At 56.0% G+C, this 12,364-nt stretch carries 9 protein-coding genes; 2 read left to right on the forward strand and 7 right to left on the reverse strand.

Annotated elements, in window-relative coordinates:
* Positions 1-414: 414 nt before the first annotated feature.
* From AABO57_25065 to AABO57_25090, 6 genes are all read right to left on the reverse strand, one after another.
* Positions 415-774 carry a response regulator gene (locus tag AABO57_25065; protein ID MEK6289004.1) on the reverse strand — a complete coding sequence of 120 codons (360 nt, stop codon included), beginning with the start codon at positions 772-774 and terminating at the stop codon, positions 415-417.
* A gap of 818 nt (positions 775-1,592) precedes the next feature.
* Positions 1,593-2,816: a type II secretion system F family protein gene (locus AABO57_25070; GenBank protein ID MEK6289005.1), complete on the reverse strand. Its 1,224-nt coding sequence runs from the start codon at positions 2,814-2,816 to the stop codon at positions 1,593-1,595.
* Positions 2,817-2,899: 83 nt separating this feature from the next.
* On the reverse strand, positions 2,900-4,057 hold the full coding sequence (locus AABO57_25075; GenBank protein ID MEK6289006.1) for a type IV pilus twitching motility protein PilT: 1,158 nt from the start codon (positions 4,055-4,057) through the stop codon (positions 2,900-2,902).
* A gap of 14 nt (positions 4,058-4,071) precedes the next feature.
* Positions 4,072-5,814 carry a type IV-A pilus assembly ATPase PilB gene (gene pilB, locus AABO57_25080; protein ID MEK6289007.1) on the reverse strand — a complete coding sequence of 581 codons (1,743 nt, stop codon included), beginning with the start codon at positions 5,812-5,814 and terminating at the stop codon, positions 4,072-4,074.
* 443 nt (positions 5,815-6,257) lie between these two features.
* Positions 6,258-7,283 carry an inorganic phosphate transporter gene (locus tag AABO57_25085; protein ID MEK6289008.1) on the reverse strand — a complete coding sequence of 342 codons (1,026 nt, stop codon included), beginning with the start codon at positions 7,281-7,283 and terminating at the stop codon, positions 6,258-6,260.
* Positions 7,284-7,379: 96 nt separating this feature from the next.
* Complete coding sequence (locus AABO57_25090; GenBank protein MEK6289009.1) at positions 7,380-7,991, reverse strand: DUF47 family protein; 612 nt, start codon at positions 7,989-7,991, stop codon at positions 7,380-7,382.
* 202 nt (positions 7,992-8,193) lie between these two features.
* Here AABO57_25090 and AABO57_25095 point away from each other — a divergent pair, with 202 nt between their 5' ends.
* Together AABO57_25095 and AABO57_25100 are read left to right on the forward strand one after the other, a co-directional pair.
* On the forward strand, positions 8,194-8,601 hold the full coding sequence (locus tag AABO57_25095) for a BlaI/MecI/CopY family transcriptional regulator (GenBank protein MEK6289010.1): 408 nt from the start codon (positions 8,194-8,196) through the stop codon (positions 8,599-8,601).
* A gap of 60 nt (positions 8,602-8,661) precedes the next feature.
* Entirely contained in the window at positions 8,662-11,064 is a 2,403-nt protein-coding gene (locus AABO57_25100) for a M56 family metallopeptidase (protein MEK6289011.1), read from the forward strand.
* A gap of 105 nt (positions 11,065-11,169) precedes the next feature.
* On the opposite strand, the gene AABO57_25105 is transcribed toward AABO57_25100, so the two are convergent.
* The gene (locus AABO57_25105; GenBank protein MEK6289012.1) at positions 11,170-12,255 is read right to left on the reverse strand and encodes a PDZ domain-containing protein; all 1,086 of its coding nucleotides are present in this window, start codon (positions 12,253-12,255) and stop codon (positions 11,170-11,172) included.
* Positions 12,256-12,364: the final 109 nt, after the last annotated feature.

Genomic DNA, 12,364 nt, shown 5'->3' on the forward strand with positions numbered 1-12,364 from the left:
TCTTCTCCTTTTGCCTGAGCGCAGAATCGAACGCGCCGGAGTTAGCCAGCATAGTCAAGGCTGCGGCCAGGCTCAGCACGAAGGCAACAGCAATGACGACTTGGGGCTTGCGCCGGGTCAGCAAACCTGAGCGCTTTTGCTGGCTGGTTGTTTTTCCTGACATCTCACTCCTTTTACATGAATGGTTCTCGTTTAAACAAACTTAAGCGATTCATAGCTTCCCGTCGGTTGACCAAGACACTTGTAGGCTCTAGCGAGAACTTAAAAAACACTCTGATTTATGAAGATGCCCCAACCTCATTCGTTCGCTATTAATCAGGACGCGAATCGCGATCCGAATAATCCGACTGTCAAAGAAATAATTCTCAGGCGTGACCGCAGCATCCGTCGGCTACTGAACCCCTGACTACCAACTCACGAGATCTGCTTGTCGACAGCACAAACTAATGCGTTTGGGTTAACGGGCTTGAGCAGAACTTCGTCGGCGCCCGCCGCTCGGGCCTGGTCGGTCACCTCGCCGTCGCCGGTCACCATCACTACGGCAGTTCTCATGCGGTGCTCAAGTGCTCTGATGAACCTGACAAGCTTCACCCCGTCAGTTCCCGGCACGCGGTAGCTGAGCAGGACAACGTCGTATGGTTCGCTTCCGGCCAATCGCCCCATCGCGCAGTCTCGATCACCGCAGGTGGCGACTCTCCAGCCGCGTCTCTCAAAGATCTCCGCAAACAATTTGGCAATGGTCACGGACCCGTCTATGATCAGCATTGATTTCATGGCGGAAGAGCCTATGAGGAAAAAAGGAGAGGGAACGCAACGAGATTAGGACTTCCTGGGCAGTCGGTCCTCGCCACGAAGCGTACCCTCTCTAGCCGCTAAAGGAGAAACGACAACCTTTGTGACGGGCGCTCGCCCCAACGAGCGCCCGTCACAAGTTTTTGTATTTTGCGACGACTCGTCGGCCTGCTTTGCACAGAGGACGGCAGCAACGATTCTCAAAGTTCGGATAATCAATCGGCGCCTTTCCGGCATAAACATCTGATAGCGCTCTAGTGATACTCGTGATCATTTGCTCCCGGATGACTCCCTCACGAGCAGTGACGAATGCCTCATTCGCTAAGGGAAGATATAACACGCGCCGCACGAGATCAATTCGGGATGTCGCATTTGTCGCGATTTCTCGTTTAAGAATGTTGTCTCGAATCCGAGAAGCGGGCGGCAAGGACAACGTACGTCTCGGCGACGGGCCGCATTTTATAACAACCGTTTCTGATTTGCACCAAGAAAAGGTGAAATCAGCTACACGGTTTTTCTTACTCGAAACGGACTTCGGAATATTTCATGGCCCGAGGCAACTCACGTTCAGGTGATTCTCACAGCAACACAACTGGTACGCACTACCAAACGCCGAGACCCGTTTCAAACATCCCGCACCCGAGTTAGCGCGGGAACCGTTCACGTGGCAGGATGGTCATTGAAGACCCTGTAAAAGGAATCGCCGTTGAACGCTCCTTAGCGGTCAACGGCGATCGAGAATCCGCAGATAATTAGATTTAGTTCAACGCAACCAATCGGAGATCACCCTGTTCGTCTGATCAATGCCCCCCCGCGAGCTTTCCGATCAGTGTGAACAGCGGCAAGTACATAGCTATCACGATCGTGCCAATTGTCACCCCGAGAAAGAGGATCATTGCCGGCTCCATGAGGCTAAGCAAGTTGGCAACTGCCGCATCTACTTCTTGCTCGTAGAAATCAGCTATTTTTGACAGCATCGCGTCAAGAGCGCCAGTCTGCTCGCCGACCCCGATCATCTGCGAGACCATTATAGGGAACACTCCACTGGCTTTGAGCGGTTCTACAAAGGTTTGCCCCTGCTCTATGCCGGAACGAACCTTGCGGATAGCTTCCGAAACGATCACGTTTCCTGCCGTGCGCGCTGTTATTTCCAACGACTCAAGGATCGGCACGCCGGAGCTTAGCAGAGTCGAGAGCGTCCTGCTGAATCGCGCGACAGCGATCTTTCGCATAATGGGTCCTAAGATCGGCAGCTTCAGAATCAGGCTGTCTATGAAGTGCTGTCCCTTTTCAGTCTTGTACCAGGTCTTCGCCGCGAATACGATTATGCCGATGACGAGTGCGATCAGCCACCAGTAACTGGCCATGAACTGCGAGATCGACACTATGAACTCGGTCAACCACGGCAGGCGCTCGCCCGGACCCAACAACCCTTCGAAGATGTTCTTGAAGGCAGGTATGACGACAATCATTATTATCGATATCACAATGATCGAAATGACAATCACCGCTATCGGATAAATCAGCGCACTCTTGACGTCGCTCTTCAGCTTGACCATCTTCTCTAGGTAGGTCGAAAGCCGTTGCAGAATCACGTCGAGAATACCGCCCGCTTCGCCCGCAGCAACCATATTTGTGTACAGAGACTCGAAGACGCGCGGGTGTTTTGCCATCGCATCCGCCAAGGTCATGCCAGCTTCGACATCCGCGCGTGTTTGAAAAATCACCTTCTGAAAGAATTTGTTGTCCTGTTGCTGCCCGAGTATCTCTAGGCATTGGACCAGTGGCAGACCGGCGTCGAGCATCACAGAAAACTGTCTCGTAAAGAGAGCCAAGTCCTTGTGCTTCACCCGCTCCCGGCCCAGCTTTGGCAAACTGATCTCGCGTCCCTTCTCTCTCGCGTTGGTCAGAATAACCTGCTCGCGCCGAAGCATCGCTTCAAGCGCACCACGGTCGGCTGCTACTCGCTCACCGACAACAATCTCGTTCACTCGATTGCGGCCCTTAAAAACATAAGTCGGCATCTCTGTCTCCCACCTTTCGGTTTTCAGCGTTGAGGCTAGGGGCGAGCCTCCGCACGATTGTATCCGATTAAGCGCTCGCTAATTCATCTCCCGACTCTCCCGAGTGGGGCCTGAGGCTTCGTCCCCTGCGAGGGATAACCCGGCACGCGAGGCTGCGTTTGAAGCGCGGCAGCTCCGCGATTGATCAGATCTTGAAGCTCGTCTGCATTCGACGAACGCGCCATCGCCATTTCCAGAGTGATTTGCTTCTTGAAGTAGAGGCTCGCCAACGATTGATTGAACGTCTGCATCCCGAACTTGTCCTGCCCGGTTTGCATCATTGAGTAGACCTGATGAATCTTGTCCTCGCGAATCAAGTTCCGGATGGCCGAATTCGGCACCAGTACTTCCATCGCCAGCGCGCGTCCCTGCCCATTTGCTTTCGGAAGCAGTGCCTGTGTGACGATCCCTTCGAGCACCATCGAGAGCTGAGTGCGAATCTGCGCTTGCTGGCCAGCGGGGAAAATGTCGATGATGCGATTGATCGAAGACGCCGCCGAGTTGGTGTGAAGCGTGGCGAAGGTTAAGTGACCGGTCTCCGCGATTCTGAGAGCCGTCTCTGTCGTTTCGAGGTCGCGCATCTCACCGATCAGGACGACGTCCGGATCCTGGCGCAGCGCTGAGCGTAGCGCGTTCGCAAATGTGTGGGTGTCGGCGTGCACCTCGCGCTGATTGACGATACAGCCCTTGTGGCCGTGCAGATACTCAATTGGGTCCTCCACCGTGATAATGTGCTCGTGGCGATCGCGGTTGACCTTGTCGATCATGGCTGCAAGCGTCGTCGACTTCCCCGAACCAGTCGGGCCTGTAACCAGGATGAGTCCGCGCGGTTTTTCGCATAGCTTTTCGATTACCGAGGGAAGTCCAAGTTCTTCGAACGCTCGAATCTCATAGGGAATCGATCGAAAGACCGCCCCTACCGCGCCACGCTGGTTGAATATGTTGGCGCGAAACCTCGAGAGTCCCTTTATCCCGAAAGAGAAGTCCAGCTCGAGCGTCTCCTCAAATCGGTGCTTTTGTGCATCGGTCAGTACCGAATACGCAAGCTGCTTAGTCTCGGCCGGCGTCAGTTCCGCGTACTCCAGCGGCCTGAGTACACCATGCACACGCACCATCGGAGCAGAGTTCGTCGTTATGTGCAGATCCGACCCCCCATGCTCGATCATTTTTCGTAGCAACTCGCTCAACGCAATCTCCGGCATAACTCCTCCAAATCCTATTTCACAGTCTCTCTCACAACCTCTTCGAGGCTAGTCATTCCCTGCCTTATCTTCTCCAGTCCACTCTGCCTCAGCGTAAGCATTCCGTCTTCTATTGCCTTTCGGCGCAGCTCAAGGCCCGACGCGCCGACCAGAATCAACTCGCGAAGCTCCTCGGTTATCTCCATGACCTCATACAGACCTACCCGGCCTTTGTACCCCGTACCGTTGCAATTGCTGCAGCCGGCTCCCTTGAAAGTCTTTATCTCCTTCAACTCGCTAGCGGGAAACCCGACGTCGATCAGAGCCTCATCCAAGCTCTTCACCTCCGTCTTGCACTCTTTGCAGATGCGGCGTACCAGTCGCTGGGCCTGGATGAGGTTCACTGAAGTGGCCACAAGGAACGGCTCGATACCCATATTCATCAAGCGGCTAATCGTCGACGGCGCGTCGTTCGTGTGCAGGGTCGACAGCACAAGGTGGCCGGTCAGCGCAGCCTTAACCGCGATCTCCGCGGTCTCAAAGTCGCGGATCTCTCCAACCAGGATAATGTTCGGGTCCTGTCTCAGAAACGACCGCAGCGCGGCGGCAAAGTTCAGCCCGATCGACTCTTTCATCTGTACCTGATTAATGCCCGGCAAATTGAACTCAACCGGATCTTCGGCAGTTATTATGTTCGTCTCCGGCGTGTTCAAGCTCTGAAGCGCCGAGTAAAGAGTCGACGTTTTTCCGGATCCCGTTGGCCCGGTCACCAGCACCATCCCATAAGGCTTGGAGATGTTCCTTTTGAATTTCTCGAGACTCTCGGGCTCAAACCCGAGCTGAGTCATGTCGAGCCGCAGGTTCTCCTTGTCGAGCAGCCGCAGAACCATTTTCTCACCGAAGATCGTCGGCAGTGTCGACACCCGGAAATCGAGCTCACGCGAGCGGTTCTCGAGCCGCACTCGAATCTTGATTCGCCCGTCTTGGGGCAGTCTCTTCTCGGCAATATCAAGCCTGGCCATGATCTTCAGTCTCGATGTCAGCGCGTCACGCATTTTCATCGGCGGTGACATTATGTTGTAGAGCACACCGTCCATCCGGAACCGCACTCGAAACTCTTTTTCGTAAGGCTCAAGGTGAATATCCGAGGCTCCCCTACGCAGAGCGTCGACCAGGATGACGTTGACCAGCTTTACCACTGGCGCGTCTTCGGACATCCTCTCGAGGTTCTCCAGGTCTATCTCTTCTTCGACGTTCTCGAGCTCGAGCTGATCTATGTCATCGCCGAAGTCAGGGATGCCCGTGGTCTCCGCCACAAGGTCTTCCATGACCTTGGCGAGTTCCATCTCGCGCGAGCTCCCGTAATATTTCCTGACCGCGGCGTTCAGGGCCGTCTCACTCACCACGACGGGTTCCACCGACAGGCCCGTCATGAACTTTATGTCGTCGACGGCAAACACATTGGTCGGATCGACCATTGCCAGCGTGAGCGTCGCACCCACGCGAGAGAGAGGCAACACTGAATATCGTTCGGCCGTCTCTTGAGGGACCAGTGCTACGGCTGCCGGATCCACTTCGAAGAGGTCGAGATTGACTGAGGGGACTCCGTACTGCCGGCTGAGAACGGCCGTCACTTCCTCATCAGAAAGCATGCAGAGCCTCACGAGCGTGGACGCTAAGCGCCCTCCGTTGACTCTCTGGTAGTCAAGTGCTTCCTTGAGCTGCTGAGGAGTTATGAGATTGTCTTTAAGAAGCGATTCGCCCAGTTTCGCCGACATAGTCAACACGCACTTCTGCTCCCCTCTTGGCTGAGCCATTTTTTACGAAAGGACCGCGGTCGAGCTAACGGCCTGCAAAGCAATGAAACCGCTGGCCAAACCGCGAGCTAGCGCACTACGCGCGGATCGGGGGTGAACAGGAGCGTCGACTGAGAGAAGTCAAAGCGGGAGGCGTCTAATAAACCAACTCTTCGAAAAAGGGGCACCGCGCAACGCGATTCGACGATCCAAGAGTTGCGGAATGTATAACCTCAAGAACGATTACCTTTTAACATCGGCGGAAAATGAAGTCAATAATAATCCCCGGTTACTCATCTCCTTGACCCATCAGAGGGCCGTCGGCGACTCGTGACTCTCGTCGACCACGGCCAGAGGCGTACCCAAACCCTATCGAGAATCGCCCCAACCCAGTCGCCCCGATTGATCGGAGTTCAGTGCTTTCGTTACAACCAGTGCGCGATCCGAACAAGCAAATAGGCGAGGGCGGCAATTAGAGCGGACATCGGAATCGTCAGAGTCCAGGCCCAAACTACCCTGCGAGCTATGCCCCACCTCACCGCTGATAGCCTGCGTGTAGCTCCGACGCCAATGATGCCTCCGGTTATCGTGTGCGTAGTACTGACCGGAATGCCCCCGTAGGTAGACATGAAGAGAGCCGCAGCGCCGGCCGTTTCCGCAGCAAAGCCGCCTACAGGCTTTAGCTTTGTTATGCGCGAACCCATTGTATGCACGATTCGCCAGCCGCCCGTTAGAGTGCCAAGCCCTATCGCCGCATGACACGAGAGCACGACCCACAACGGAATCTCATGCGATGCGTTCACGTTGACGCTGGAGGCGACCAACGCAGCGGCGATTATTCCCATTGTCTTCTGCGCATCATTTCCGCCATGTCCCAGGCTGAACATCGCAGCAGACACGATCTGCAACTTGCGGAACAGTCTGTCAACGCGGTCGGGCGTGCGGCGGCGAAAGATCCAGAATATCGCAAGCATCAGTGAAAATCCCAGCAACAGTCCGACCAGCGGCGAGATGACAATGAAAGAGACTGTCTTGATCCACCCTGAAGCGACGAACAACCCGGAGATTCCGCCGTGCGCCACCAGCGCAGCACCCGCGTAGCCTCCTACAAGAGCGTGCGATGAGCTGGACGGCAGGCCGTAATACCACGTGATAAGGTTCCAGACGATAGCCCCCGTGACTCCGCACAACAGAACCCACAGACGCCATTCTTCGTCGATGGCTCTGATATTGATCATGTCACCCGCGACGGTCTTGGCGACTCGAGTGCCAAATACAGCAAAGGCGATGAAATTGAAGAATGCGGCCCAAACAACCGCCACGCCTGGCGAGAGCACTCGCGTCGACACAACTGTAGCGATCGAATTCGCCGCGTCATGAAAGCCGTTGATGTAATCGAAAACAAGGGCAATCGCGATGAAGAACACGACAAACGCCATTAGCGTCGTCATTCAGGTTGACCTCCGCTACAAGAACCGCGGACTGTGAAATGCGGGTTGTTGATTGTGGAACTCGTCTTCTGCGGTCTGACTCGGCCCGCTAGCAGTTTACTTGTTCTTGACCACCACGGCCTCAAGCGCTTCCGCAACATCCTTGCAGCGGTCAATCGAGTTCTCCAATTCCTCGTAGATCGACATCCACTTGATTACTTCTATCGGGTCCTTTTCTTCCTTGAACAGCCGCCGAATCGCGTCGCTGTACAGAGCATCGGCGCGTTTCTCCAGTTGGTTTATGACGGCCAGGTGTTCGCCCAATCCCTTGTGGCGCTCGAGCAGGGCAAACGCGCCTTCGATCTCTACCGTAGCCCTGCCAAGAAGGCTGGCGATCTCCGCGCTGTCGGGCCGCGGCATCGTCACGCTGTAGATGTCGAGCCGGCGCGCCAGGTCGTTTATCATGTCGATGACATCGTCCAACTCTGTCACCAACAGGTAGATGTCTTCGCGGTCAATCGGGGTGATGAAACTTGAATTGAGCTTTTGAATGATCTTTGCCCCCAGCTCATCGCAGGACACCTCGATCCCTTTGATCTGTTCGGCGTATTGCGCATGATTCTGATAGTCCTCGAAGATTCTTACGAAGAGCTCGCCGCCGTGTTTAACCTGAGCGGCAAGCTGATTGAGCATACCAAAGTACTTTTCGTCCCTGGGAACTAGACGCACGCATCACCTCTCTAACGCGATTGTGACTCCAACCCGGTTTCCTGAGTTTTTGATTCTAGGTGCGGCCGCCCCACGCGTCAACTCGACTGACTCCGGGCCCGGCCGAAAAACCAATCTTCACGACGATTTTTCTTGACGGCCTACGACAGTCGTAGTAGAGTCAGCCTCATCTGTAGTAGATGATTGATTCAGAGGGTTGACCGTGAATCGAAAGAAGTCGATAAGACTGACCAGGTTCGAGCTCGAAATCATGCATGCGCTGTGGGAGATCGGCAGCGGCTCCGTGCGCGAAATCCAAGAGCGGCTGCCTGAGAAACGACAGCCGGCCTATACCACCGTTCAAACGATAGTGCGAAGGCTCGAGGAAAAGGGCGCTGTTCGGCGTCTAAAGAAAATCGGCAATGCTCTGATATTCGAGCCGGTCGTCACCCGGCAGTCAGCTCATCATAGACTGATAAACGAGCTGCTTGAATCATTCGGCGGGTCCGCTCGCCCCTTGATCGCTCACCTCGCAGAAACTGGAAAGTTGAGTCTGGCCGATCTGAAAGAGCTTGAGGGCATGATAGCTCGCCGGTCAGACGATCCACCCCACAAGGGTGGAGCAAAATAAGAACTATTCCGCGCGTCCGTCGCGGAAAATCGAGAGCGCTGTAAGAGAGGCACAACGACCATGACCGTTCATCAGTGGCTGGCTGATTGGTCAAGCTGGGGTTGGCCCTTGCTCGCAAACCACCTCTGGCAGGCAACGCTCCTTTCGATTGCCGTGTTCGCAGCGGCAGCCTTCCTGAAGAACGCGCCCGGTCGGGCGCGCTACCTTGTTTGGCTGATTGCTTCGGTCAAGTTTGCGCTACCTTCGGCTCTTTTTGTTTCAATGGCCAGCCGGTTCGGTGTTGATTTCTCCTCTATTTTGGCTTCAACCACTGAGACTGGCGAAGGCTTCACCGCTATTTATCAACTCGCTGCGCCTCTCATTCAGTTCGACAAATCCACCGGCGCGCACGCCTCGGTTGCTCCCGTTCACAATGAACTGTTCTGCGTGCTGACCGTGGTGTGGTTCACCGGCTGCATTCTCTTGCTGGCGTTGTGGTGGATGAGGCGCCGGCGATTCCGCGCCGCAATGCGCGTTAGAACAGTGACCCATTCTGCAAGAGAAAGACTGGCGCTCAGTCGCGTCAGATCCTGGCTGGGCATCCGGCGCGACGTGGGTCTGTCGGTGCTGCCGGGAACAATTGAGCCTGGAGTCTGGGGCATCTGGAAGCCGGTGGTATTGCTGCCGGCAAGCATGGCCGAGGAACTCAGCGATGCCGAGCTTGAGGCAGTAGTTATGCACGAGCTGATTCACGTCGCGCGATGGGATAACCTGACTGCGAACCTGCATAGACTTCTCTGTTGTGTGCTCTGGTTCCATCCGATCGTATGGATGTTGGATCGCTTGCTGCTTGCCGAACGCGAGCGGGCCTGCGATGAAGAAGTAATACGGCTAGGCGGAGCGGCAGACGTTTACGCCTCGAGCCTCGTAAAGGTCTTACGGTTTTGTCTGGGTTGGAGTGTAGCCGGAGCGTCTAACGTTACCGGCTCAAATCTAGGAAGGAGGGTTGAGCGAATCATGTCAGGAAACGTCAAGGTCAACCTCTTGGTATGGCACCGCGCGGCTGTTGGTTCAATCGCCGCGCTAGTAATAACCCTATCGATCGCGACCGGGCTTCTTACGCGCGAAGGAGTTGTAGCCCAGAGCCGGAAACCCCGCGGAGGAGTCATTGGTGGTGTCCCAGGTGGAGTTCCAGGTGGAGTTCCCGGCGGGGTCCCGGGTGGAATTCCCGGCGGCGTCCCGGGTGGAGTTAGTGAATTCACGCTCATCGACGAACAGGACAAGCTTATCAAAAGGCTCGAGCTAGCCCCGGAGACCGCGGTTGAGTTCAAGAACTCTGCCAAAGCCCCGCTGTTGATCACTGACGCGAGAGTGAGAGCCGTTCCGCGCATGCAAGATGCCCCCGGAGACGAGTACGCGGTACTTCCTCTAGTCACTGTGGCCAACAACACCGACCGGCGGATAAGCGGCTTCACTTTGGAGTTCAGGAACGGTCTCGAGCGTAGAGCATATTATGAACGCGCTCCGTCCGTTGTCGAGCGACGCGGCGTTCATACATCAGGTGGACAGAAGCGAATTATCTTTCTGACCGGCGGGCCTTCCGGCTGGACTGTGAGAGTAGCTGGAGTGGTGTTCGAAGATGGCGACGTTTGGGGAACTGTGCCTCCGCCTCCTCCGCCTCCTCCACCTCCGCTGTCGGCCGAAATATTGAAGCAGCTTGAGCAGGCTCCAGAGACGCGCCTCCACTCCGACAACAGCGATGGCGCTCCTCTCTCAATCACGAGCGCAACTGCAAAGGCAGCGAGGCTCGAAGCAGGGTCGATGCGGCGCGCCGGCGTCGATTCAGGGCCAATAGAGAGGTGGCTGCTGAGGGTAGATGTCCGACTGGCGAACAATACCAGCCGGCGCATTACCGGCATCGCGATGCGGTTCCTGAACAAGGAGTCCAACGCAAGCTACAGTGGGACGCTCATGGATAAGTTCAAGCTTGCCATCGAACCTTATGCCTCTTACGAACTCGGCGGATTCGGAAAGGTTGGAGAGGATTCGTCGTTCACGCACCTAGTCGTGTGGGGGAATCCCGCTCGATTGGAGGTCAAGGTCGTTGGAGTCAAGTTTGAGGACGGGGACATTTGGGGGACCTTTTTTACTCCGGCGCCGCCGCCGCCGCCTCCTCCGCCTCGAGAACCGGACGCATCTAGTGTGATTCGCAAGTCCGGCGGAGTGATGATGACTTCGGCTACTCACCGCGTAGAAGCTAATTATCCCCCTCTCGCAAAAGCAGCAAGGGTCAGCGGCGCGGTTGTTGTCGAAGTGACAGTTGACGAAGCCGGCGCGGTAACCTCCGCGAGAGCAATCTCAGGTCACCCGCTCCTGAAGGACGCTGCAGTTGACGCCGCGCGTCAGTGGCTGTTCTCGCCGACTACGCTCTCAGGAGTCACGGTGAGAGTCATCGGCACGCTGACCTTCAACTTCGAGCCATAGTCCTGAGATTCAAAGTCGACGTCAGTTCTTTGGGTTCGATCTGCTGAGGCGCGATCGCAGAAAGATCATCGCGTGACGCAACTTGCCACGCGATGATCTCCAACCTCAAAGCAGTATTCGTCTAGGCACGATCACAACATTGATCGGAGGAATCTTGATCTGCGGCATTTCGATCTTCATGGGCGAAAGATCGAGCTTCAGCGCGGGCAGCGCGAGCGGAGCCATCGTGATCCTCGGAACTTGAACATGCATGGGAGAAAGAGCGATCCTCGGGAGCGCGATCGCCACCGGAGCTATCGTCATCTTCGGCAGTTGAATTTTCATGGGCGCTATTGCCAGTCTAGGCGTCGCCGCCTCACCGAAGTCGTCAGGCTCTAGTAGCCACGAACCAGTGCTCTTCTCGACCTGAACAGTCAGAGTGCGCTCCTGCTTATCGCGAACAACCTTAAACTCAACCGGCCCTTCCGGCTTCTCGGTTAGTACCCGGCGAAGATCCATCGGGTTGTTAACCGCCTCGCCGCCGGCGGAAAGAATTACATCTCCCGCCTTGAGGCCCGCCTTGGCCGCCGGTGAATCGGCGAACACGAAGACCACCAAAGCTCCCGTTCTCTTTGACAGGCCGAAGTATTCGGCAAGCTGCGGGGTCATGCTTTGGAGCTGGACACCCAGGTGACCGCGTTCGCTCACGCGCGGCCTCACCACTTGCACGTCGGGTCTGACTCTTACCCTGGCGACCGGGGTTGGCCGTTCAACTCTCACCCTGTTTAGCAAAGATGTCCGCTCTCCCATCTTGACGTTGATCTCGATCTCACGCCCTTCACGCATCACACCCAACCGCACCTCGCGCCCCGCGGGCGTCTCGCGAATGTGACGCGACAATTCGCGCGCGCTTTCGATCGGCTCCGCGTCCCACTTGACGATCACATCGTTCTTTTGAAGCCCAGCCTGAGCGGCATTGCTACCGGTTGTGACGGACTCGATGAGCGCGCCCCGCTCCTCCCGCAGCTTCAAGCGCTGGACTGTTTCGCTATTCACCTCTCCCAGTTCAACGCCCAGAAAGCTCCGAGCCGGGAGTTCCACTCGGCGCGGGCGCTCAGGTGTTTGTTGTTCAGAGTCGAAACCGAAACTGGCCATGGCTGCGGAACTGCAAGCCAGTTGCGCCACTAAGCAGATTACAAAGCTACGTTTCATTCGATTGGTCCTCCCTCTCCGAGAAGTGCCTCTTGCCCAATTCATCGCCGGGCCGCGCGGTATGTTCCAAATCTTTCGCCGCGCCGCGTGAGTACGCGCATTAAACCTC

The organism is Acidobacteriota bacterium (genome assembly GCA_038040445.1).
Classification (GTDB): Bacteria; Acidobacteriota; Blastocatellia; order UBA7656; family UBA7656; genus Onstottus_A; species Onstottus_A frigus.